We start from the raw sequence: 22038 nt of genomic DNA on the forward strand, positions 1-22038 counted from the left end.
GCCGCGCGTTTACAGGCTGCGGGACGCGCACGGAACCCCGCAGCGTGCCGGATCAGCCCCTTGCGCTGCGCGCGACCATGGCGGCGATCGTCTCGAACAGCTCGCGCTTCGCCTCGTCGGCGCCGATCTCTTGCGTCGCTGCGGCGTGCGCCAGGGCTTCGGCGGCGCCGAGCATGGCGCGCAAGCCGGCGGTCTTGATCGTCCTGCCGGCGGCGAAAGGCGCCAGCAGGCCCCGGCATTTCTCCAGGAAAATCAGGTCGCAATCGCGCTTGACGGCGGCGAGCTCGGGCGAGCCGGCAAGCGCTGCCATGACGCCGGGGATCTCGCGCCCCTGAGCCAGCACGCAGTCGACATAGGAGGAGGCGATCGCGCCCGCCTTGCCCGCGAGGCTGGCCTCGCTGCTTTCGAGCGCCGCCTCCATGACCGCGTATTCGCGCATGTCGAAGTCGCGATAGAGCGCGATCAACAGGGCGCTGCGGGTCGGGAAGTGGCTGTAGACCACCGGCTTGGTCACCCCGGCCCATTCGGCCAGGCGCCCGAGCGTCAGGGCGTCCGTCCCTTCCTCGCCGACGATCCGCCAGGCGGTCTCGATCAGCTGGCGCTGGCGCTCCTCGCGCGTCAGGCGCTGACGGCGTGGCAGGCTGGGTTCCGTGCTTGACATGTTTTATATACCAAAAGTAACTTACTGAAAGTATATAGCGATCGACCGCCGATCGCAATCACAGCGGAGATTTCGCATGCACGCCCTCGTCGTCGTCGCCCATCCCGATCCCGCCTCGCTCAGCCAAGCCGTGGCGCAGAAGCTGGCCGAGGGCGTCTCCGGCGCCGGTCACAGCGCCGAGATCGCCGATCTCGCCAGGGAGGGCTTCGATCCGAGCTTCACGCTGAACGACCTCGCGGCCCATCGCCGCGAGATCGCCCAGCCCGCCGACATCGCCTTCGAGCAGATGCGGGTCGACCGGGCCGATGCGCTGGTGCTGGTCTACCCGGTCTATTGGTGGTCGATGCCGGCGCTGATGAAGGGCTGGATCGAGCGCGTCTTCGCCAATGGCTGGGCCTATGATGAGCTGGAAGGTGGGAAGACGGTGAGGAAGCTGCAGCACCTGCCGGTCCATCTCGTCGCGGTCGCCGGGGCCGACATGCGCACCTATGCCCGCCACGGCTATTTCGGCGCGATGCGGACCCAGATCGACCACGGCATCTTCGGCTATTGCGGCGCGCCGGTGGTGACCTCGGAACTCTTGGTGCCGGTGCCGGAGATGTCGGAGCATCTCGATACGGCGCGCGTGCTCGGCGGCAGGGTGTTCGGGACGGCCGTGAGCAAGGTGGCCGACGCTGCGTAATCTATCGTTCCAGGCGTCGCGATGTCCGTCATGGTCGGGCCTGTCCCGACCATCCACGTCTTCTTCGTGCGAATGAGGTGTTCAAAACGTGGATGCTCGCCACAAGGGCGAGCATGACGGAGAAATTCAAGCCCGCCCGCGCAGGCTCGCCTCTGGCTTCACCCGCATCTCCAGGAAGTTCCTGAGCTCGGTCACGCGCCTGACCGGGTCGAGCACCTCTTCGTCCAGCCCATGCGCCCAGGCGAGGTCGCGGCGGGCGGGATCGGCGTCGAGCGCATCGAGATCGGCGATCCAGGAGATCGTTTCGGCCTCGTCGCGGCGGAAGCCGCGCTCGATCAGCGCCTTGCTATGCCGACGCAGGATCGTGGCGATCAGGCGCAGCGAGAATTCCGGATGGTACTGCACGCCCCAGAAGGTGCCGCCGTCCTGGCGGAACTCGGCCGCCTGGATCGGGCTCATCGTGTTCGCGGCGAGGATGGTGGCGTCGTCCGGCGGGGCGACGATGCTGTCGAAATGGATCGCCGGTGCGTCGAAGGCGGCCGGACGGCCGGCGAGCAGCGGATGCGCGGTGCCGGCCTCAGTCTTGGCGATGCGGCGGGCGAAGCCGATCTCCAGCCCGTTCGGATTGAGCGCGACGCTGCCGCCGGCGGCGACGGCCGCGATCTGGATGCCCCAGCAGGAGCCGAAGCAGGGCGTAGCGCTCGGGTAGATCGCCCGCATCAATTCGATCTGCCGGGTCACTGCCGGTTCCGGGCTGTGGATGTGCAGGGACGAGCCGGTCAGGGCGATGCCGTCATAGGAGGCGAGCCCGCTGCCATCGGGCAGATTGGCGCCCTCGTCGGCGGGCAGGCAGATGTCCGTGACCAGAGAGGGCTCGATCCGCCGGAGCTCGGCGGCATAGGCCTCGCCCGGTGTCGCGCCGCTGTCGCGCGCGTACTCCTCGCGCTGTGCGCGCTTGTAGCCGTCGACGACGAGGACGCGGAGCGGCTTGGGGGCGAACAGATTCATGGCTTCCTCGGCACGATTGCGTGTGGCGACGGGCTGTGTTGCGCCTCCTCTCATAGGAGAAGCGCTGCCTGCAAGGCTATGCAAGCGCTCCGCAGATATGAGGATCGTGCATCTTGCAGCCGGCCGCCTCCCTTCCTCAGCGAATCTGGGCCAATGCCTATCTTCTGCTGACGCTGACCACCCTGCTCTGGGCCGGCAACGCCGTAGCCAGCCGGCTCGCTGTCGGCCATATCGCGCCGATGACGCTGACCTCGCTGCGCTGGGTCCTGGTCTGCGCCGTCATGCCCTATCTGTTCCGGCAGGGGCTGCGCGAGCACTGGCCGGTGCTGAAGGCGAACTGGCTCAAGGTGACGCTGCTCGGTACCTTCGGCTTCACCGCCTTCAATACGCTGATGTACATCGCGGCCTACTCGACCACCGCGATCAATATCGGCATTCTGCAGGGCTCGATCCCGGTCTTCGTGTTGCTCGGCGCCTTTCTCGCCTTTCGGACCCCGATCGGCGGGCTGCAGGCGCTCGGCGTCTCCGTCACCATTCTGGGCGTGCTCGTCACGGCGAGCCGCGGCGACTGGCATACCCTGCTTCAGCTCAGCTTCGTGCCCGGCGATCTCTGGATGATCATCGCCTGCCTGCTCTATGCCGGCTATACCGTCGGCATCCGCACGCGCCCGCCCATGCCCGGGCTGATCTTTTTCACCGCGATGGCGATGGTCGCCTGCCTGGTTTCGCTGCCGCTTCTCGCGGCCGAGATCGCCACCGGCGAGGCCTTTTGGCCGACACTGACAGGCTGGCTGATCCTGATCTATGTCGTGGTGGGCCCCTCGCTGGCGTCGCAGCTCTTCTTCATGCGGGCGATCGAATTGATCGGCCCCGGCCGCGCCGGTGTCTTCGTCAACCTCGTGCCGGTGTTCGCGCCGGTGCTCGCGGTGCTCATTCTCGGCGAGCACCTCGCGCTCTATCACGGGCTGGCACTGGCGCTGGTGCTCGGCGGGATCTGGATCGCCGAGCGCAGGCGCTGAGCCTCAGCGCAGACTCTCCACCGCCAGCCGCGCGACCGCCGCATGGGCGGCTTCGCGAGCCTTGGCATCGGCCTGTGACCCGGCGAGATAGACCGCGATGGCGAAGCGGCGGCCATCCGGCAATGTGACGATGCCGATATCGTTGGTGGCGTGGTTGAGCCCGTCGGCGCTCGGGCCGAGCCCGGTCTTGTGGGCAAAGCGCGCGCCGTCGGGCAGACCGGCCCGGATCCGCTGCGGTCCCGTCTTGGTTTCCAGCATGATCTTGTCGAGGAGGGCGGTGTGCGCGGGCTCGCGCAGCCAGTTGCCCTTGGCGAACGCCTCGAGAAAGGCGGCCGAGGCATCGGGGCTGGCGGCGTCGCGCCTGTCCTTGAGCGAGGCTTCCAGCGTCTTGCGTCGCTGGGCAGCCGGGATCGCCTGGATCGCCTTGTAGAAGGCGGCGGTGTCGATCGCCGCGTCCCAGCGATAGCCGGGCAGGCCGAGAATCTCCGGCTGGAAGACGCGCTCATAGCGGTCGACCGAGATGCCGGGAACGCCGCCATCCCGCAGCATCGCGGTCAGCACCTGCGGCCCGCCGATCAGGCGCAGCAAGAGATCGGCGGCGGTGTTGTCGCTCTCGGCCGTCGAGCGGGTGAGGAGATCGCGCAGCGTGTAGTCGTTGCGCTCGCCCTTGAAGCCCTTCGCCAGCGGGCTGTGATAGAGCGAGAGATCGTTGCGGGTGACGCTGATCTTCTGGTCGAGCTTCAGCTTTCCGGCCTCGACCGCCTGCAGCACCGCGACCGCGAGCGGCAGCTTGAACACGCTCTGCATCGGGAAGGGCTCGGTGCCGCGATGCGACCAGCTCTTGCGATCCCTGAGGTCGAGGAGCGCGACGCCGAGGCGCCCTTTCGCCATTTGCTCGATCGATTTGATCCCGGCATCGAGCCTTGCCTTGTCCCAGTCGGCGAAGGCGGGCGAGGCGGCGAGAAGGATGAGGGCGGCGGAGCAGGCGAAGGCTTGGGCGAAGGCTCGGCGGGTCGGCATGAAAAATCCCCTGTGGCGGGCTGCCACAGGGGAGGGTGATTGCGGCGCCGTTTGGGCGCTCAGAACGCTTTCGGCAGGCCGGCCTGCTTGAGAATCTCATTCGCCGTGTGGCGGGATTTCGTGCCGGCGTCGAGCGAGACCTGCTTCTGGGTTTCCGGATGGCGCCAGATCTCATGGTCGCCCTTGGCTGATCGGTAATACTCGTAGCCAGCCTTGCGCAGGATACGTTTCAGCCGCGGGCCGATCTCGACCATCAAGCCGCCTGAACGATGTCCGAGACCTTGATGTCGAGGTCGAGCCGGAGTTCTTCCTCGGTCTCCAGGAAATCCGGCACGAGCAGTTTCAGCCGCTCGCGCAGGTCCTCGATCGTCGCGGCCTCCGTGACGATGCCGGCATCGCTGGTCGAACTGGCGTACCAGACGCCGGCATCGTCGTCACGGCGGACGTCGAAGGTGACGATGCGCATGCGCAATTCTCCGTTCCGGAGAGATATAGCATGCGCACCACCATTGCGCAGCCTTCAGAACTTCAGGCGGCGAGCCCGCTTGACCATCGGGATCTCGTGGATCTTGGCGAGCAGCTCGTCCGAGATCGCCTCGTCGACGGCGACATAGCAGATCGCGTCGCCGCCCGGCTTGTCGCGGCCGAGATTGAAGGTCGCGACATTGACGCCGGCCTCGCCGAGCACGGAGCCGAACTGGCCGATGAAGCCCGGCTTGTCGGCATTGCGGACATAGAGCATGTGCGGCGCGAATTCGGCGTCGACCTGGATGTCGCGGATCTCGATGATGCGCGGCTTGCCGTCATGGAAGACGGTGCCGGAGGCGTGGCGCGGCATGTCCTGCGCCTCGACGACGATGCGGATGACGCTTTCGAGATTGCCGGCGACCTCGCGGGTCAGCTCCTCGACGACGATGCCCTTCTCCTTGGCGATCATGGTCGCGTTGACCATGTTGATCTCCGGCAGGAAGGGGCGCAGCACGCCGGTGATGGCGGCGGCCGAGATCGCCTTCAGGTTGAGCTTGGCGACCGCGCCTTCGTACTCGATGCGGATGCCCTTGACCTGCGCCTCGGTGAGCTGGCCGAGGAAGGAGCCGAGCTTTTCGGCGAGATCGACGAAGGGCTTGATCCGCGGCGCTTCCTCGGCCGAGATCGAGGGGAAGTTCACCGCATTGGTGATCGCGCCCTTGAGCAGATAGTCGCTCATCTGCTCGGCGACCTGGAGGGCGACGTTCTCCTGCGCCTCGTTGGTGCTCGCGCCGAGATGCGGCGTGCAGACGACGTTCTCCAGACCGAAGAGCGGGTTCGTCTCGGCCGGCTCCTGCGAAAACACGTCGAAGGCGGCGCCGGCGACATGGCCGGACTTGATGAGATCGGCGAGGGCCGCCTCGTCGACGAGACCGCCACGGGCGCAGTTGATGATGCGCACGCCCTTCCTGGTCTTGGCGAGGTTTTCCGCCGAGAGGATGTTCCTGGTCTTCTCGGTCATCGGGACGTGGAGGGTGATGAAGTCGGCGCGCTTCAGGAGCTCGTCGAGCTCGACCTTCTCGACGCCGAGTTGCACGGCGCGTTCCGGCGAGAGATAGGGGTCGAAGGCGATGACGCGCATGCGCAGGCCGATGGCGCGCTCGGCGACGATCGAGCCGATATTGCCGCAGCCGATCAGGCCGAGCGTCTTGGCGGTGATCTCGACGCCCATGAAGCGGTTCTTCTCCCACTTCCCGGCCTGGGTCGAGAGGTCGGCGGCCGGGATCTGGCGGGCGAGCGCGAACATCATGGCGATGGCGTGCTCGGCGGTGGTGATCGAATTGCCGAAGGGCGTGTTCATCACGATGATGCCGCGCGCCGTGGCGGCCGGGATCTCGACATTGTCGACGCCGATGCCGGCGCGGCCGATCACCTTGAGGTTCTTCGCCTCGGCGAGCAGCTTTGCGGTGGCCTTGGTCGCCGAGCGGATGGCGAGGCCGTCATAGTCGCCGATCACGGCGGCGAGCCTGTCCTTGTCCTTGCCGAGGGCCGGATCGAAGGTCACGTCGATGCCGCGATCCCGAAAGATCTGCACGGCGGCGGGGGAGAGGGCGTCCGAAATCAGGACTTTGGGGGCGGTCATGATGATGGCTCCGGCGGCGCCGCGCTGCACGAGGAGCGTTTCGGCGCTGAGAAGGGGGAGGGGACCCCGCCGGTCATTCCGGGGCGGCGAAGCCGAACCCGGAACCCATGACGGGTATAACGCTGCGGTTCTAGAGCGGTTTCGCGATTCTCGTGAAACTGCTCCAAGTTTTTGTTTTATCGTATTTTCTTCACGCGAACCGGTGTCCACTTCGCTCGAAAATACTCTGGATGAAGCGGTGGAGAGAGCTCGCCCGGTCGTGGGTTCCGGGTTCGCGGGCCAAAGCCCGCGCCCCGGAATGACAGGGCGAAGCGCCTCAGGCCGCCTTCTTGCCCAGCGAAGCCTTGGCCTCGTTGAAGGCATAGGTGATCCAGGGCAGCAGCGCCTTGAGGTCGCGGCTCTGGACGGTGGCGCCGCACCAGATGCGCAGGCCGGGAGGGGCGTCGCGGTAATGGCCGAGATCGTAGCCGGCGCCGGCCTTCTCGATGATCGACACCACCTGCTTGGCGAAGGCGGCCTGCTGCTCGGCCGGCAGCGCGGTCACGGCCGGGTCGGTGAACTTCAGGCACACCGAGGTGTTCGAGCGCGTCTTCGGCTTGACTGCGAGGAAGTCGATCCAGTCGTTCTCGCGCACGAACTTGGCGATGACGCGGGCATTGCCCTCGGCGCGCTTCACCAGGCCATCGAGCCCGCCGACCTTCTTCGCCCAGAGCAGCGCGTCGACATAGTCCTCGACGCAGAGCATGGACGGGGTGTTGATGGTCTCGCCGACGAAGATGCCCTCGGAGAGCTTGCCGCCGCTCGTCATGCGGAAGACCTTCGGCAGCGGCCAGGCCGGCTTGTAGGTCACGAGCCGTTCGACGGCGCGCGGCGAGAGGATGATCATGCCGTGCGCGCCTTCGCCGCCGAGCACCTTCTGCCAGGAGAAGGTGACGACATCGAGTTTTTGCCAGTCGAGGCGCTGGGCGAAGGCGGCCGAGGTCGCGTCGCAGATCGTCAGGCCTTCGCGGTCATCGGCGATCCAGCTGGCGTCGGTGACGCGCACGCCGGAGGTGGTGCCGTTCCAGGTGAAGACGACGTCGCGGTTCTTGGTGTCGACCTTCTTCAGGTTCGGCAATTCGCCATACGGCGCCTCGAACAGGCGGACATCCTGCAGCTTGAGCTGCTTGACGACATCGGTGATCCAGCCGGAGCCAAAACTCTCCCAGGCCAGCATGTCGACGCCGCGCGCGCCGAGCATCGACCACATCGCCATTTCCATGGCGCCGGTGTCGGAAGCGGGCACGATGCCGATGCGGTAATCGGCCGGGACCTGCAGCACCTCGCGGGTCAGGTCGATCGCGAGCTTCAGTTTGTCCTTGCCGATCTTGGCGCGGTGCGAGCGGCCGAGCGGCGCGTCACTGAGGGCTTTGAGGGTCCAGCCGGGGCGCTTGGCGCAGGGGCCGGACGAGAAATTGGGCACGCGCGGACGCGCTGCCGGAATCGTATTCGCCATCGATGTCTCCATCCTTGCAGATGGGCGCGCCTCGGTGGGGAGGCGTGTCCCGTCGACGGGGGTAGGATGGAGGGGCGGGGGGAGTCAAGCGGGAGGCTGATCGATTGGCCTGTGAATGCTGATTGGGTAATATGATGGAATTGTTCGGATTCGGTTGAGGCTATTATGTTTTCTTCCGTTACTTTGAAATTTACGGAAACTCCGGAAAAGATAAAAATAGATACTAAAGGTATTACCATATTTGTTGGTCCGAACAGCTCTGGTAAGAGTCTTGTTCTTCGCGAATTAGAAATTCAATCTCAAAATCATTTGAAAGTTGGTGATCTAAAAATACTCGACGATCTTGAGATAGAGTGGCCGTCTCCAGATGATATTTCTAACATTGAACAGTCTTCGAAGCTGAACAGGCCCCCCGGTATTCCGGAGAGCCATGTTTTTGTAGGACGTTTTAGCCCATTTGGAGGGTTTGAAGGAAATTCCTTGGATCGTAGGACTTTAACTAGCCGCTGCCAAGTTAAATCTGATAAGCTTTGGATGCTGTCTCAGTTTATGAAGTATTATATGATTAAACTTGATGGCCGAACACGTTTTGAGCTCACCAACGACAAGAATCAAGGCGATCTTTCCGCTGCCACACCTGCAAATTCTTTAGCAAATATTTTTTCAGACGATTCGTTGAGGGGTTCAATTAGAAAGATTATTTATGATGCTATTGGAGCATACTTCGTTCTCGACCCAACCAATGGTGGTATGCTGAGGATTCGTTTGTCAGCGTTACCGCCAGCGGAAGATGAGCAGTCACTCAATGCGTCGGCAAGGAATTTTCATAAGAGTGCTATATATATTAAAGATTCAAGTGATGGAGTTCAGGCGTATGTTGGCATCGTGACCGCAGTATATGCAGGTGAATTTAAATCAATTCTGATTGACGAGCCGGAAGCATTTTTGCCCCCGCCCTTGGCGAGAAAACTAGGTTTTACGTTAGCATCTGCTGCGGCGACGGCAGGAAAATGCCTCTTAGCGTCAACCCACAGCCCTGATTTTCTTATTGGATGCTTGCAGGCGTCTGATTCTGTAAGAGTTGTTCGGTTAGAATATTCTAATGGTAAATCGAAGGGAAGAGTAGTAAATTCTGATGTTTTATCCAGGATGTACAAATCCCCCCTTATGCGAAGCGCCAATGTATTTTCTTCTTTATTCTATGATGGTGTGGTAATTGCTGAGTCAGATAACGATAGGGCGTTTTATCAAGAAATATATCACCGAATGCTAGAGTTTGATAAGAACCTGCCGTCGCTTTTATTTATAAACGCGCAGAATAAGCAGACAATAAAAAATATAATGGGGCCACTTCGAGAGTTCGGTATGCCCGCGGTTGCTGTAACAGATATCGATATCATAAAAGATGGTGGCGCTGTTTGGTCGTCGTGGCTGAAGGCTGCGCAAATTCCGGAGGCTCTTAACAGTTCTTTATCTGTACAAAGAGATTCTATACATAAATTGTTTATTAATAGTGCTAAGGACATGAAGAAAGATGGCGGTATTAACTGCTTATCCGATTCTGACAAGAAGGCGGCTGAGCACTTATTCGATACAATAGCTGATTACGGAATTTTCTCTGTCAAAATTGGAGAGCTCGAGAACTGGCTTAAAGCGCTAGAAATTGATGGAAAGAAAACAGATTGGACAATCTCAGCGCTTGAGAAGCTCGGCAATGATCCCTCGTCGAGTAATTATGTTAAGCCGTCTTGCGGCGATGTTTGGGGATTTATGATGTCAATTTGTAATTGGATTTCGAACCCGGGTAGAAAAGGGACATCTTAGCTAGAATTATTGAAGGTGCTTGAGAGGCGGGGATCTTTGGAAGAACAATCCCCGCCCTCCCAACCTCCCGTATGATGCCCGCATCCCATCCCCGAGGGGCGGCCGACCGGAGGCATGTCGTTTGGCGGGTGGCGCCTGCGGGCGAGGGTTGCGCCTCGCTCCCGGGAGGCTTCGGGATCCGCAACCTGAACCCCTCTCCTGGAAGGAGAGGGGCAGGGGTGAGGTGTTCGGAGCGGAAACGCTGGCCTGAACCCGGGCGCGCGGTGAGGGCGGCGCGGAACTGGCCAAGCGGCGTACACCTCACCCTGCCCTCTCCTTACAGGAGAGGGTTTTGGGTCGAGGTTCCGGCGCCCCGTCGCGGCCTCGATTTCGTCGCGCCATTCGTCTCAGACGCGCTGCCACCGCGAACCGCAACCTGAACCCCTCTCCTGGAAGGAGAGGGGCAGGGGTGAGGTGTTCGGAGTGGAAACGCTGGCCTGAACCCGACCGCGCGGAGAGGGCGGAGCGGAACTGGTCGGGCGGCGTACACCTCACCCTGCCCTCTCCTTACAGGAGAGAGTTCTATGGCGAGGTTCCTCGGCCCACGATCTCGCCATGCCATTTGTACCAAACGAGCCGCTGCGGCGAAGCGCGCGGCAAACCCTCTCCTTACAGGAGAGGGTTCTATGGTGTGCATGCTGCTCTGATCCGCGCGATGACGGCATCGCGGTCGTCCAGCACCTCATCGTTGCGGAAGCGGATCAGCATGAAGCCGTGGCGCTCGATCTCGTTCGTGCGCGCGGCGTCATAGCCCTGATCCCAGCCATGCTGGCGGCCGTCGAGCTCGATGACGAGCTTGCGTTCCGGGCAGAGGAAATCGACGGTGTAGCCGAGGAGGGGGTCCTGCCGCCGGAACTTCAGCCCGTCGAGGCGGCGGCCGCGCAGCAGCTCCCAGAGAACCTCCTCCGGCCCGGTCGCCTGCCGGCGCAGCCTTCTGGCGAATTGCCGGCGTTCGTCGGCCATGAAGCCCCCTTCACAATGCAGGCGCGGGGAGCCCTCTCCTGGAAGGAGAGGGCAGGGTGAGGTGTTCGGACCGGAAACGCCAGCCTGAACCTGACCGTGCGGCGAGGGAAAGCGGCGCTGGTCGAACGGCGTACACCCCACCCCTGACCCTCTCCTTGCAGGAGAGGGGTTTTGCGGCGCGGTTTCGCAAACTTATCCCCGCCCTCCGAACCTTCCGTATGATCCCCCGCATCCCATCCCCGAGGGGCGGCCGACCGGAGGCATGTCGTTTGGCGGGGTGGGTGCGGCGCCTGCGGGCGAGGGTTGCGCCTTGCCCCCGGGAGGCTTCGGGAACCGACCTGGGGGCAATACGACCCCTGCGCGAGGAGCTCGCTAGACTGCGCCGGCCTCACAGGCCGGCGCGATGGAAGCGCGGCCCGGAGTTTTCAAATCGCCGCTGAGCGGAGCGCCACGGGGCGTGCGGATGGGGATCCATCCGCGCCGCTTCCGGCTCAATGGAAGCGGATACCAAACCGCGCCTCGCGGCGCTCCGCTGCCCCTCATTTGCGACAACGCCCGCAGGCGAGCCTGCGGGCGGGGACGACGCTTGGGCGCGGGAGGCACGACCTGCTCCCTCTCCCCTTGCGGGAGAGGGCTGGGGTGAGGGGTCTCGCGACCTGACGGGACTAGCTTTCTACCTGCGGCCGATATCGGAAAGCGTAGCGCGACCCCTCATCCGGCGTTGCGCGCCACCTTCTCCCGCAAGGGGAGAAGGGAAGCGGCGCGCTTCCCACTCCTTGCTGGGAGCCAATCGGAGGACACCCCATGCCCCGCAATCCCGATCATCGCGGCGCGACGCGCGAGGAGTTCCAGCGCCATGAGCGCGAGCGGCCGATCATGCTGCGGAGCATCGCGACGAAGCTGGAGGCCTGGCGCTATTTCTGCCAGATGCCGGAATGCCGGCGGGCGCAGGCCTGTGTCGGGCCGCATGGCGAGCAATGCGCCTTCACCTTCCTGCGTATCGGCTTCAGCGACGAAGAGCGCGCGACCTTGAAGGAAGCGCTGGTTCTGCGCCTCGCAGGAGCTCCCCCGGACGAGGCCTGGTACGAGGCCGAGCGGCGCATCGCCCGGCACAAGGCGCAGATCGAGGCGATCGCGCTGCGCGGCGCGTGGTAGATGGCCGGACTGCGCTTGCCGCGCCCATTCCGGGGGCGGTTGCGCTAAACTCGCCGCGACAGACGATTCACGGAAGGCGCCGCCATGGCCAGGAAGACCCCCGAGCAGCTCACCAAGGAATTCGAGGGCCGCAAGGCCAAGGGGCTGGCCAAGGGCGGCGCGGCCTATTGGCCGAACGTGCTCGCCAACGCCGTACTGAAGCTCGCGGCGGAAGGCCAGGTGCCCGACGTTGCGGCGCTGCTCGCCCGGATCGAGCTGGAAGCGGCCTCGAAGGACATCCAGGTCAAGGCCGGCGCCGAGGAGGCGCTGGCGCGGCTGAAGCAGGCGGCGGCAAGGGGAGCGGAGTAGGGCGCGGGAGGCGGGGTGATAGCTCCCTCTCCCCTTGCGGGAGAGGGATGGGGTGAGGGGTCGCGCAACGCGGCGAGATCGGCGCCCCGCCGCTGGCGATGCCGGACAAGGGGCGAGCGACCCCTCATCCGTCTCGGCTTCGCCGAGCCACCTTCTCCCGCAAGGGGAGAAGGGAAGGGCTATTCCCCCATCGCGATCAGCGAGGCGTTGCCGCCGGCTGCCGCGGTGTTGATCGTCACCGTCTGCTCGGTGGCGAAGCGGGCGAGATAGTTCGGCCCGCCGGCCTTGGGGCCGGTGCCCGACAGGCCGTGGCCGCCGAAGGGCTGCACGCCGACGACCGCGCCGATGATATTGCGGTTGACGTAGATATTGCCGGTCGAGAGCTTCTGCGTGACGCGCTCGACCGTGGTCTCGATGCGCGAATGCACGCCGAGCGTCAGGCCGTAGCCGGTGGCCTCGATCGCCTCGATCACCTTGTCGAGCTCGCCTGCCTTCCAGCGCACGACATGCAGCACCGGGCCGAAATGCTCGGCGGTGAGGTCGGAGACCTTGTCGAGCCGGATGATGTGGGGGGCGACGAAGGTGCCGCCGAGCGAAGGCACGGTGCCGGCATAGGCGACACGGCCCTCGGCCTGCATCGCCGCGATATGGGCGTCGAGCCGCTGCTTGGCGGGGGCGTCGATCACCGGGCCGACATGGGTCTCGATCTCGCGGGGATCGCCGAGCCTGAGCACGCTGGCGGCGCCCTCGATCATCTCGACCATCTTGTCGGCGACGTCGTCCTGCACCACCAGCAGGCGCAGCGCCGAGCAGCGCTGGCCGGCCGAGCGGAAGGCCGACATCACCACATCGTCGGCGACCTGCTCGGCGAGGGCGGTCGCGTCGACGATCATGGCGTTGAGCCCGCCGGTCTCGGCGATCAGCGGGACGATCGGGCCGTCCTTGGCGGCGAGCGCCCGGTTGATGGCGCGGGCGGTCGCGGTCGAGCCGGTGAAGGCGACGCCGGCGACGTCGGGATGGGAGACGAGGGCGGCGCCGAGCTTGCCGTCGCCGGGGGTGAGGTGCAGCGCCGATTTCGGCACGCCGGCCTCGTGCAGGATGGCGATGGCGAGGCTGGCGATCAGCGGGGTCTGCGGCGCGGGCTTCGCGACGACGCTGTTGCCGGTGACCAGCGCGGCCGCGACCTGGCCGGTGAAGATGGCGAGCGGGAAGTTCCAGGGCGCGATGCAGATGAAGGGCCCGCGGCCGCGCAGGACGAGACGGTTCTCCTCGCCGGTGGGGCCGGGCAGGGCGGTCGGCACCGCGAACTTCGTCTCGGCCTCGGCGGCGTAGTAGCGCAGGAAGTCGACGGCCTCGCGGAGTTCCGCGATGGCGTCGTCCAGCGTCTTGCCGGCCTCGGCCTGGAGCAAAGCGAGGATCGGGCCGCGGCGGGCCTCCATCAGCTCGGCCGCCTGGCGCAGCGCCGCGGCGCGGATCCGGGCCGGGGTCGCGTTCCAGGCGGGGAAGCCGGCCTTCGCCGCGAGCACCGCCCGTGCAGCGGCGGCCTCGTCGGCCTCGACGACATGGCCGATCGGCCTCGCATCGATCGGCGAGCGCAGCTCACGGCGGTTGCCGGCGACGGGCTTGCCGTCGATCACGGCGCCGGCCTCCGGGAAGGGCTTTGCGGTCGCGCGGCCGATCTCGGCGAGCAGCGCCTCCAGGCTCGCGGCATCGCCGAGCTCGACGCCGGCCGAGTTCTTGCGGGACGGGCCGAAGAGATCGGCCGGCAGCGGGATGCGGCGATGGCGGGCGGCGCCGGGCGTGCCGATGATGTCGGCTGGCGGCACGAGCAGCTCCGAGACCGGCACGTCGGGATCGCCGGAGACCGAAACGAAGGAGGAGTTGGCGCCGTTCTCGAGCAGGCGGCGCACGAGATAGGCGAGCAGGTCCTGATGGCCGCCGACCGGCGCATAGGTCCGGCAGGCGAAGCCGGAATTCTCCTGCAGCAGGCGCTCATAGAGCGCTTCGCCCATGCCGTGCAGGCGCTGGAACTCGAAGTCCAGGTTTTCAGCAAGACGGCCGCCCGGCTGGGCGCCCTTTTGGTCGCCGGCGAGCTCGGCGACGGTCGCGACGGTGAGCGCGTTATGGGTGGCGAACTGCGGGATGATGCGCGGGCGCAGGGCCAGCAGCTGCTTGGCGCAGGCCTCGTAGTTCAGGTCGGTCATCGCCTTGCGGGTGAAGACCGGATAGTCGGGCAGGCCGCGCTCCTGGGCGCGCTTCAGCTCGGTGTCCCAATAGGCGCCCTTGACCAGGCGCACCATCATGCGCCGGTCATGGAACTCGGCCAGCGCCGCGATATGGGCGATCACCGCGCTGGCGCGCTTCTGATAGGCCTGGATGGCGAGGCCGAAGCCGTCCCAGCCGGCGAGCGAGGCATCGGCCAGCACGGCGTCGATGACGTCGAGCGAGAGTTCGAGCCGGTCGGCCTCCTCGGCGTCGACGGTGAAGTTGAGATCGTATTTCTTGGCCTGGCGGGCGAGCTCGATCACCTTCGGGGTGAGCTCGACGAGCACGCGCTCGCGATTGGTCGCGTCATAGCGCGGATGCAGGGCCGAGAGCTTGACCGAGATGCCCGGCCGGTTCGGCAGCTTGTCATTGCCGGCGGAGCGGCCGATGGCGTCGATCGCAGCGGCATAGGAGGCGTAGTAGCGGTCGGCATCTCCTTGCGTGCGGGCGCCCTCGCCGAGCATGTCGAAGGAGTAGCGATAGAGCTTGCCCGAGCCGGAGCGGGCGCGCTTCAGCGCCTCCTCGATGGTCTGGCCGAGCACGAAGTGATTGCCCATCACCCGCATCGCCTGGCGCGTCGCGGTGCGCACGGCCGGCAGGCCAAGGCGCTTGGAGAGATTGCCGATGATGCTGGTCGGGGTCTCGCCGGGCTGGATGATGCGGGCGGTGAGACCGAGCGCCCAGGACGAGGCCGAGATCAGGAAGGCGTCGGATTTCGATTCATGATGGGCGAAGTCGCCCTGGCCGAGCTTGTCCTCGATCAGCCGGTCGGCGGTGGCGGCGTCCGGCACGCGCAGCAGGGCTTCCGCCAGCACCATCAGCGCGAGGCCCTCCTTGGTCGAGAGCGAATACTCGCGCAGCAATTCCTCGATGCCGCCGAGGCCGACCTTGCGGGTGCGGATCGCTTCGATCAGCGAGGTGGCGCGGGCATCGATCCTGGCCTTGGCTGCGGGCTCCCGCCTGGAGCCGGCGAGCAGGCGCCCGGCGATCGCGCCGTCATCCTCGGCATAGGGCGCGCGGAAAACGGGGGCGGCGCTGTCGATCGGTCGCGGGGCAGGGGCGGCCATGGCGGGGGCTCCGGAGAGGCTGAACGGGATGATCTGAAGGATCGTGGCAATCATGCCGGATATCAATGGACATGTTTGGCTCTCAGATATAAAAACATCTGTCAGACCGTCATTTGACAGAGAAATATCCCGTGTTGGATCGAACCGACCGCCGCCTGCTGGCGATGCTGCAGAATGACGGCCGTGCCGCCGGCGTCGAGCTGGCCGAAGCGGTCGGTCTGTCGCCGACGGCGACGGGCGAGCGCCTGAAGCGATTGACGCGCGAGGGCTACATCACCGGTTATCGTGCGACGCTCGATCCGGTGAAGCTCGGGCTGCATCTTCTGGTCTTCGTCGAGGTCTATCTCGACAAGACCACGCCCGACGCCTTCGAGCGCTTCGCCAATGCGGTGAAACGGGCGCCCGAGGTGCTGGAATGCCATATGGTCGCCGGCGGCTTCGACTATCTCGTCAAGACCAGGGTCGCGGACATGAACGCCTATCGGCGCTTCCTCGGCGAGGTGCTGCTGGCGCTGCCGGCAGTGCGCGAGACGCGGACCTATGCGGTGATGGAAGAGGTCAAGACCGACGGCGCTCTGCCGCTCTGACCGGCCGTGTCCTGACCGCGATTAGGCGCGCCCGAGCCGGGCTGCCGGAAATTTGCGCGACTTGTTTGCCGCGCTGCATGAATTTTCATCGGATCGGCTTGACGCAGATGGACATTGCGCCAGTTTGAAGCTGCCTGCTCTGCGGCACGGGCCTTGCTCGTCGTCGCCGGAACCAATTTCCCGCCCTCGCTCCTCCTGCGCCCCATTCCGGAGTCCCAGATGTCTACGACTAAAGTCTACAGCTCCCTTTCACGCCGGCGCCTGGCCGGGCTGGCGGGCGTGCTCGGCCTGGTCGTCGCGGGGCTCGGAAGCGGCCCGGCCGCGGCGCAGACCGCGGTGCGCTTCACGCTCGACTGGCGCTTCGAGGGGCCGGCGGCGCTGTTCCTGATGGCGCAGGAGAAGGGCTATTTCAAAGCCGAGGGGCTCGACGTCACCATCGACACCGGCAATGGCTCGCGCGAGGCGATCCCGCGTGTCGCCTCGGGCACCTATGATGTCGGCTTCGGCGACGTGAACTCGCTGATCCGCTTCCGCGACGAGAATCCGACCGTCGATCTCAAGGCGGTGATGATGGTCTATGACCGTCCGCCCTTCGCCATCGTCGGCCGCAAGAGCCGTGGCATCACCAGCGATGTGAAGAGCCTCGAAGGCAAGAAGTTCGGCGCCCCGGCAGCCGACGCCGCCTTCGCGCAATGGCCGATCTTCAAGACGGTCAACAAGCTCGACGACAGCAAGATGCGGATGGAGAATGTCGGCTTCCCGGTGCGCGAGCCGATGCTCGCCTCGGGCGAGGTCGACGCCGTCTTCGGTTTCGCCAACTCCTCCTACATCAACCTGAAGTCGCGCGGCGTGCCGGTCGACGACATCGTCACCATGCTGATGTCGGATTACGGTGTCGAGCTCTACGGCAATGTCGTGATGGCCTCGCCGAAGTTCATGGCGGAAAAGCCGGAGGCGCTGCGCGGCCTGCTGCGGGCGATCACCAAGGGTATCCGCGACACCGTCGCCAATCCCGAGCTCGGCGCGCAGCTGGTGATCAAGCGTAACGATGTCGCCAAGCAGGAGGTCGAGCTCGAGCGCCTGAAGATGACGCTGGAGCAGAACGTGGTGACGCCCTGGGTCAAGGCCAATGGCGTCGGCGGCATCGACAAGGCGCGTTGGGCGACGGCGCTCGACCAGATCGGTCTGACCTTCACCTTCAAGGACAAGGCCAAGGCGGGCGAGGCCTTCGTCGACAGCTTCCTGCCGGCCGAGCCCGAGCGGAAGCTCTGAGCTTCCCGCCCTGCATCCGGCCTTCCCGGTGAAGGGAAGGCCGGCTCCTTTTCTGCTGACCATGGAGCGCCCTTGACCGCCTTCGTCGAACTGAACGAGGTCACGCATGTCTATGGCGGCGGGGACGGGCCGCCCGCGGTCGACGGCCTGTCGCTGAAGGTGCGCGAGGGCGAGTTCGCCGCGATCGTCGGCCCGTCCGGCTGCGGCAAGTCTACCCTGATGAAGCTCGCGACGGGCCTGCAGAAGCCGAAGGCCGGCATGGTCACGGTGGCTGGCCAGCGTGTCGCCGAGCCGATCAAGATCACCGGCATGGCCTTCCAGAACCCTGTGCTGCTGCCCTGGCGTACGACGCTCGACAACCTCCTGCTGCCACTCGAAGTGGTGCAGCCGCATCGCCAGCGCCTGCGTGCCAACAAGGACGAGTATGTCGCGCGGGCCGAAGGGCTGCTGGAGAAGGTCGGCCTCAAGGGCATGGGCGCTAAATACCCCTGGGAGCTCTCCGGCGGCATGCAGCAGCGCGCCTCGCTCTGCCGCTCGCTGATCCACGAGCCGAAGCTGCTGATGCTCGACGAGCCCTTCGGCGCGCTCGACGCTTTCACGCGCGAGGAGCTCTGGTGCGTGATCCGCGATCTGCAGGCCGAGCGCGCCGTCACGGTGATCCTGGTCACGCATGATCTGCGCGAGGCGGTGTTCCTGGCCGATCGGGTATTCTGCATGTCGGCGCGGCCGGGCAGGATCATCGCCGAGCGCGAGATCGACTTCGCCCGTCCGCGCGACCTCGAAATCACCTACACGCCGGAGTTCGCCGAGATCGTCCACGAACTGCGCGGCCATATCCGCGAGGCGAGGGCGGCGGCATGAAGCGCTCGATCTGGCTCAGGCTCGCGCCCTATCTGTTCACGCTCGGCTTCTTCGCGCTGTGGGAAGCGGCCTGCCGGGCGCTTTCGATCTCGGCCTTCGTGCTGCCGCCGCCCTCGGCGATCTGGGCGGCGCTGGTGCAGTACCAGAAGCCGCTCTACACCAACGCCTTCCACACGCTCTGGATGACCACGGCCGGCTTCGGGCTCTCGATCCTGTTCGGGCTCGCGGTCGGCCTGCTGGTCGGCTCCTCGCGCCTGCTCCAGGCCGGGCTCAACCCGCTGCTGGTCGGCTTCAACGCCATCCCCAAGGTCGCGGTGGTGCCGATCCTGGTGCTCTGGTTCGGCGTCGGCTGGCTGCCGCCGGTGCTGACCGCCTTCGTGATCTCGTTCTTCCCGATCGTGGTCAATGTCGCGACCGGCCTCGCGACGATCGAGCCGGAGACCGAGGACGTGCTGAAGGCGCTCGGCGCGAGCCGGTTCGACATCATGACCAAGGTCGGCATTCCCCGCTCGCTGCCGTATTTCTTCGGGGCGCTGAAGGTCTCGATCACGCTCGCCTATGTCGGCTCGGTGATCGGCGAGCAGAACGCCTCCAATCTCGGCATCGGCAATTTGATCACCCGTGCCTCCGCCGATTTCAACGTGCCGCTGGTGTTCGCGGCGCTGATCGTGCTGGCAGTACTCGGCATCTTCCTGGTCGCGGTCGTCGATTTCGTCGAGAACCGGATGACCGGTTGGGCCAAGCGCTCGCAGATGGCACGGGGCTGAGCAGAGCGTGAAGACAATGGTCGACACTGGGCCATGGTGACAGCGCTCCGTCGCCTGCCTATCGTGCGCGCCCTCTAGCCGAGGGTCTGCCGATGCTTCCCGATATCCGCGATTACAAGCGCCTGCGCGCCGCCTTCCGCTGGCAGATTCCGGAGCGCTACAATATCGGCGTCGATTGCTGCGACCGCTGGGCCGTGGCCCAGCCCGACAAGACGGCGATCATCGAGCTCAATCCGGACTGGTCGGTCACGCCGGTGAGCTATGGCGAATTGCGGGCCCAGTCTAACCGCCTCGCCAATGTGCTGCGCCGGCGCGGCATCGGCAGCGGTGACCGTGTCGCGATCCTGCTGCCGCAGGGAAGGCATGTGCCGATCGTCCATCTCGCCGCCTACAAGCTCGGCGCCATCGCCGTGCCGCTAGCGGCCTTGTTCGGCGCCGATGCGCTGTCCTACCGGCTGACCGATTGCGGCGCCAAGGTGCTGGTGACCAATGCGGCGGGCCTTGCCAAGCTCGCGCAGATCGAGGAGCCGCTGCCGGAGCTCGAGCTGATCCTCTCCAGCGACGGCGCCGATGGCCGGGCCGAAGGACTTGAGAAGGCGCTGGAGCGCGAGAGCCCGGACTTCACCCCGGTCGACACCTCGCGCGACGATCCGGCGCTGATGATCTACACCTCCGGCACCACCGGCAACGCCAAGGGCGCGCTGCATGGCCACCGGGTGATGCCGGCGCATCTGCCGGGGGTGGAGATGCCGCATGAATTCCTGCCGCAGCCGGACGATCTGATCTGGACGCCGGCCGACTGGGCCTGGGCGGGCGGCCTGCTCAACTGCCTGATGCCGGCCCTGCACCATGGTGTGCCGATCCTGGCGCGGCCGGCGGCGAAGTTCGATCCGGACGAGGCCTTCCGGCTGATGGCGGATTTCGGGGTGCGCAACAGCTTCATCCCGCCGACGGCGCTGCGCATGCTGCGCTCGGTCGAGAATCCGCGCGGGCGCTACGATCTCAGGCTGCGCACCGTCGCCTCGGGTGGCGAATCGCTCGGTGCCGAGACGCTGGCCTGGGGCCGCGAGAAGCTCGGCCTGACCATCAACGAGTTCTACGGCCAGACCGAGTGCAATCTCGTGCTCGCCTCCAGCGCGGCGCTCGGCGTGATCAAGCCCGGCTGCATCGGCAAGGCCGTGCCGGGCCACGAGGTCGCGGTGATCCGCGCCGATGGCAGCCTCTGCGAGCCTGAAGAGGAGGGGCGGATCGCGGTGCGGCGGCCGGATCCCGTGATGTTCCTGCGCTACTGGAACAAGCCGGAGGCGACGGCGGCCAAGTTCATCGGCGACTGGATGACCACTGGCGACCAGGGGCTCTGCGATGCGGAAGGCTATTTCCGCTTCGTCGGCCGCGACGACGACGTGATCACCTCCTCAGGGTACCGGATTGGGCCCGGCGAGATCGAGGATTGCCTGCTGCGCCATCCGGCGGTGTCGCTGGCGGCGGTGGTCGGCAAGCCGGACGCGCTGCGCACCGAGATCGTCAAGGCCTTCGTCGTGCTGGCCGCCGGCCAGAAGCCTTCGGAAACACTGGTTTCGGAGATTCAGGGTTTCGTGCGCCAGCGCCTGGCGGCGCATGAATATCCGCGCGAGATCGAGTTCCGGACCGAACTGCCGATGACCACCACCGGCAAGATCATCCGGCGGCTGCTGCGCGACGAGCCCAGCTGAGCGCGCCGGGGCGTTCCGGCGCGAGGCTGCCGCGCGCTCCCGGCCGCAGCCGCATTTCGGCGAGCGCCAGCCGGTCGGTGACCGCGTGCTGGCCGGCGATCTCGCCGAACAGCTCATGGAGATGGCTGCGCCGCCGCAATTGCGCGAGAAGCTGCGCCAAGGGCGCGAAGCTGGCGAAGCGTTCGTCCTGGGCGCTGGCGTAGAGCCAGCGGCGCTTGCCCCTGCCGAGCAGGATCGCCCCGGCGATCGGCTGGCCGTCCAGCGTCAGCAGGCTGGCGCGGCATTGCCGGCTGCGGGCGAGATTGCGGGTCATGGCGCGCAGGAAGGCGGTCTCGCGAATGTCCTGCAGGGTCGCGGCGCCGGCCCGGGCGCGCGGGCCGGAAGCCTCCAGCGCCAGCAGCATCTCGACGACGTCGCGCAGTTCCTGCCGCGAGGCCGAGTCGACCAGAGCGAGCTCGCCGTGGCGGGAGAGCCCATGCCGCAGCGCCGAAAGATCGGGACCGCCTTCGGCCGGAGGCGCTGGCGGCGTGGTGCCGGCGCCCAGGCTCGCTCCCCAACCCATTGCGGGCGCCTGCCTCAGGATGGCCTGGGCGAGATCGCCATCGCGATCGATGCCTTGCAGCAGGAGGCCGCTCGAGGTGGTGCTGCCCCAGCTGCCGCGCATACCGAGCACGGCCTCGACCACCGGGACGAGCTCGTCGCGGTCGATCAGGGGGGCGGCGCTGCCGAGCCGGGCGTCGTTCCAGCCGGTCAGGACATCGCTGCCGAACAGGCGGCGGCTGGGCTGAAGCGGGATGAAGCCGAGCAGGCGACCGGTGCCGCTCGGTCTGCCCTGACGGACCAGCAGGACGCCGACATTGCGGAAGCTGACGAGATGCTGTGCCGCCGGCAGCGCGAAGCCGGGCTCGTAGAAGGGGTTGGGTTCGATGGCGCGGGCGGCCAGGGCAGCCCATTCGGCTTCGATCGCGGCGCAAGCAGAAAGCTGGCGGCGCTCGATATGAAGCGTGCCGCCTGCCTTGGCGGCATGGCTGGTGCCGGCCCGCGCAGCTGGCCGACGGCCATCGGCCGGTGTGTTCAGGGCGAAGAGGTTCGGCATGGTCCTGCCTCCGGAGCCAGGCCGGATCGATACTGTTCCGTACCGGAATGGCACGTCGCGACAGCGAGAGCGGCAGGCTGGTTGGCA

The 22038-nt window shown here is 65.9% G+C and carries 20 protein-coding genes; 10 read left to right on the forward strand and 10 right to left on the reverse strand.

The window, feature by feature from the left end; all coding sequences use genetic code 11:
• Positions 1-52: 52 nt before the first annotated feature.
• On the reverse strand, positions 53-661 hold the full coding sequence (locus tag AC3RCC_RS06370) for a TetR/AcrR family transcriptional regulator (protein WP_492257948.1): 609 nt from the start codon (positions 659-661) through the stop codon (positions 53-55).
• A 76-nt stretch (positions 662-737) separates the two neighbouring features.
• On the opposite strand from AC3RCC_RS06370, the gene AC3RCC_RS06375 reads away from it, so the two are divergent.
• Complete coding sequence (locus AC3RCC_RS06375) at positions 738-1343, forward strand: NAD(P)H-dependent oxidoreductase (RefSeq protein ID WP_492257949.1); 606 nt, start codon at positions 738-740, stop codon at positions 1341-1343.
• A gap of 126 nt (positions 1344-1469) precedes the next feature.
• Here AC3RCC_RS06375 and AC3RCC_RS06380 read toward each other — a convergent pair whose 3' ends face one another.
• The gene (locus tag AC3RCC_RS06380) at positions 1470-2351 is read right to left on the reverse strand and encodes a type 1 glutamine amidotransferase (RefSeq protein ID WP_492257950.1); all 882 of its coding nucleotides are present in this window, start codon (positions 2349-2351) and stop codon (positions 1470-1472) included.
• A 113-nt stretch (positions 2352-2464) separates the two neighbouring features.
• On the opposite strand from AC3RCC_RS06380, the gene AC3RCC_RS06385 reads away from it, so the two are divergent.
• Positions 2465-3370 carry a DMT family transporter gene (locus AC3RCC_RS06385; protein ID WP_291642312.1) on the forward strand — a complete coding sequence of 302 codons (906 nt, stop codon included), beginning with the start codon at positions 2465-2467 and terminating at the stop codon, positions 3368-3370.
• 3 nt (positions 3371-3373) lie between these two features.
• On the opposite strand, the gene bla is transcribed toward AC3RCC_RS06385, so the two are convergent.
• The 5 genes from bla to AC3RCC_RS06410 all read right to left on the reverse strand — a co-directional run bounded on the left by bla (position 3374) and on the right by AC3RCC_RS06410 (position 7995).
• Complete coding sequence (gene bla / locus AC3RCC_RS06390; protein ID WP_492257951.1) at positions 3374-4390, reverse strand: class A beta-lactamase; 1017 nt, start codon at positions 4388-4390, stop codon at positions 3374-3376.
• Positions 4391-4449: 59 nt separating this feature from the next.
• Complete coding sequence (locus AC3RCC_RS06395) at positions 4450-4644, reverse strand: type II toxin-antitoxin system HicA family toxin (protein ID WP_492257952.1); 195 nt, start codon at positions 4642-4644, stop codon at positions 4450-4452.
• Positions 4644-4856, reverse strand: coding sequence for a DUF1902 domain-containing protein (locus tag AC3RCC_RS06400; protein WP_492257953.1), 213 nt, complete (start codon positions 4854-4856; stop codon positions 4644-4646). The genes AC3RCC_RS06395 and AC3RCC_RS06400 overlap by 1 nt, the downstream gene beginning before the upstream one ends.
• Positions 4857-4910: 54 nt before the next feature.
• Entirely contained in the window at positions 4911-6500 is a 1590-nt protein-coding gene (serA, locus tag AC3RCC_RS06405; protein WP_492257954.1) for a phosphoglycerate dehydrogenase, read from the reverse strand.
• A gap of 316 nt (positions 6501-6816) precedes the next feature.
• Positions 6817-7995 carry a phosphoserine transaminase gene (locus AC3RCC_RS06410; RefSeq protein ID WP_492257955.1) on the reverse strand — a complete coding sequence of 393 codons (1179 nt, stop codon included), beginning with the start codon at positions 7993-7995 and terminating at the stop codon, positions 6817-6819.
• A 165-nt stretch (positions 7996-8160) separates the two neighbouring features.
• On the opposite strand from AC3RCC_RS06410, the gene AC3RCC_RS06415 reads away from it, so the two are divergent.
• Positions 8161-9819, forward strand: a complete 1659-nt coding sequence (locus AC3RCC_RS06415) for an ATP-dependent nuclease (protein ID WP_492257956.1) — start codon at positions 8161-8163, stop codon at positions 9817-9819.
• Between the two features lie 663 nt (positions 9820-10482).
• On the opposite strand, the gene AC3RCC_RS06420 is transcribed toward AC3RCC_RS06415, so the two are convergent.
• Positions 10483-10821 (reverse strand): endonuclease domain-containing protein, encoded by a 339-nt coding sequence (locus AC3RCC_RS06420; RefSeq protein ID WP_492257957.1) that lies wholly within the window; start codon positions 10819-10821, stop codon positions 10483-10485.
• A gap of 804 nt (positions 10822-11625) precedes the next feature.
• On the opposite strand from AC3RCC_RS06420, the gene AC3RCC_RS06425 reads away from it, so the two are divergent.
• Positions 11626-11976: a hypothetical protein gene (locus tag AC3RCC_RS06425; RefSeq protein WP_492257958.1), complete on the forward strand. Its 351-nt coding sequence runs from the start codon at positions 11626-11628 to the stop codon at positions 11974-11976.
• Positions 11977-12060: 84 nt separating this feature from the next.
• Positions 12061-12324, forward strand: a complete 264-nt coding sequence (locus AC3RCC_RS06430) for a hypothetical protein (RefSeq protein WP_291638239.1) — start codon at positions 12061-12063, stop codon at positions 12322-12324.
• A gap of 179 nt (positions 12325-12503) precedes the next feature.
• On the opposite strand, the gene putA is transcribed toward AC3RCC_RS06430, so the two are convergent.
• The gene (gene putA / locus AC3RCC_RS06435; RefSeq protein WP_492258757.1) at positions 12504-15632 is read right to left on the reverse strand and encodes a bifunctional proline dehydrogenase/L-glutamate gamma-semialdehyde dehydrogenase PutA; all 3129 of its coding nucleotides are present in this window, start codon (positions 15630-15632) and stop codon (positions 12504-12506) included.
• 155 nt (positions 15633-15787) lie between these two features.
• Here putA and AC3RCC_RS06440 point away from each other — a divergent pair, with 155 nt between their 5' ends.
• The 5 genes from AC3RCC_RS06440 to AC3RCC_RS06460 all read left to right on the forward strand — a co-directional run bounded on the left by AC3RCC_RS06440 (position 15788) and on the right by AC3RCC_RS06460 (position 20855).
• Positions 15788-16243, forward strand: a complete 456-nt coding sequence (locus AC3RCC_RS06440; protein ID WP_083533547.1) for an Lrp/AsnC ligand binding domain-containing protein — start codon at positions 15788-15790, stop codon at positions 16241-16243.
• Positions 16244-16462: 219 nt separating this feature from the next.
• Positions 16463-17515, forward strand: a complete 1053-nt coding sequence (locus AC3RCC_RS06445) for an ABC transporter substrate-binding protein (protein WP_291638238.1) — start codon at positions 16463-16465, stop codon at positions 17513-17515.
• A 72-nt stretch (positions 17516-17587) separates the two neighbouring features.
• A complete protein-coding gene (locus AC3RCC_RS06450; protein ID WP_291638237.1) occupies positions 17588-18376 on the forward strand; it encodes an ABC transporter ATP-binding protein in 789 nt (262 codons plus the stop codon).
• Positions 18373-19143 (forward strand): ABC transporter permease, encoded by a 771-nt coding sequence (locus AC3RCC_RS06455; RefSeq protein WP_291645666.1) that lies wholly within the window; start codon positions 18373-18375, stop codon positions 19141-19143. The genes AC3RCC_RS06450 and AC3RCC_RS06455 overlap by 4 nt, the downstream gene beginning before the upstream one ends.
• 92 nt (positions 19144-19235) lie before the next feature.
• Entirely contained in the window at positions 19236-20855 is a 1620-nt protein-coding gene (locus tag AC3RCC_RS06460) for an acyl-CoA synthetase (protein WP_492257959.1), read from the forward strand.
• Here AC3RCC_RS06460 and AC3RCC_RS06465 read toward each other — a convergent pair.
• Positions 20821-21951 carry a GNAT family N-acetyltransferase gene (locus tag AC3RCC_RS06465; RefSeq protein WP_492257960.1) on the reverse strand — a complete coding sequence of 377 codons (1131 nt, stop codon included), beginning with the start codon at positions 21949-21951 and terminating at the stop codon, positions 20821-20823. The two genes, AC3RCC_RS06460 and AC3RCC_RS06465, sit on opposite strands and share 35 nt — an antisense overlap.
• Positions 21952-22038 lie beyond the last annotated feature (87 nt).

This window comes from Allobosea sp. GW823-FHT01F03 (assembly GCF_058798075.1).

Coding starts and splice junctions, on each gene's coding strand:
- AC3RCC_RS06410 (WP_492257955.1), bottom strand. CDS start 7,995: ATGGCGAATACGATTCCGGCAGCGCGTCCGCGCGTGCCCAATTTCTCG.
- bla (WP_492257951.1), bottom strand. CDS start 4,390: ATGCCGACCCGCCGAGCCTTCGCCCAAGCCTTCGCCTGCTCCGCCGCC.
- AC3RCC_RS06415 (WP_492257956.1), top strand. CDS start 8,161: ATGTTTTCTTCCGTTACTTTGAAATTTACGGAAACTCCGGAAAAGATA.
- AC3RCC_RS06465 (WP_492257960.1), bottom strand. CDS start 21,951: ATGCCGAACCTCTTCGCCCTGAACACACCGGCCGATGGCCGTCGGCCA.
- serA (WP_492257954.1), bottom strand. CDS start 6,500: ATGACCGCCCCCAAAGTCCTGATTTCGGACGCCCTCTCCCCCGCCGCC.
- AC3RCC_RS06425 (WP_492257958.1), top strand. CDS start 11,626: ATGCCCCGCAATCCCGATCATCGCGGCGCGACGCGCGAGGAGTTCCAG.
- AC3RCC_RS06380 (WP_492257950.1), bottom strand. CDS start 2,351: ATGAATCTGTTCGCCCCCAAGCCGCTCCGCGTCCTCGTCGTCGACGGC.
- AC3RCC_RS06370 (WP_492257948.1), bottom strand. CDS start 661: ATGTCAAGCACGGAACCCAGCCTGCCACGCCGTCAGCGCCTGACGCGC.
- AC3RCC_RS06445 (WP_291638238.1), top strand. CDS start 16,463: ATGTCTACGACTAAAGTCTACAGCTCCCTTTCACGCCGGCGCCTGGCC.
- AC3RCC_RS06400 (WP_492257953.1), bottom strand. CDS start 4,856: ATGCGCATCGTCACCTTCGACGTCCGCCGTGACGACGATGCCGGCGTC.
- AC3RCC_RS06375 (WP_492257949.1), top strand. CDS start 738: ATGCACGCCCTCGTCGTCGTCGCCCATCCCGATCCCGCCTCGCTCAGC.
- AC3RCC_RS06395 (WP_492257952.1), bottom strand. CDS start 4,644: ATGGTCGAGATCGGCCCGCGGCTGAAACGTATCCTGCGCAAGGCTGGC.
- AC3RCC_RS06460 (WP_492257959.1), top strand. CDS start 19,236: ATGCTTCCCGATATCCGCGATTACAAGCGCCTGCGCGCCGCCTTCCGC.
- AC3RCC_RS06455 (WP_291645666.1), top strand. CDS start 18,373: ATGAAGCGCTCGATCTGGCTCAGGCTCGCGCCCTATCTGTTCACGCTC.
- AC3RCC_RS06430 (WP_291638239.1), top strand. CDS start 12,061: ATGGCCAGGAAGACCCCCGAGCAGCTCACCAAGGAATTCGAGGGCCGC.
- AC3RCC_RS06420 (WP_492257957.1), bottom strand. CDS start 10,821: ATGGCCGACGAACGCCGGCAATTCGCCAGAAGGCTGCGCCGGCAGGCG.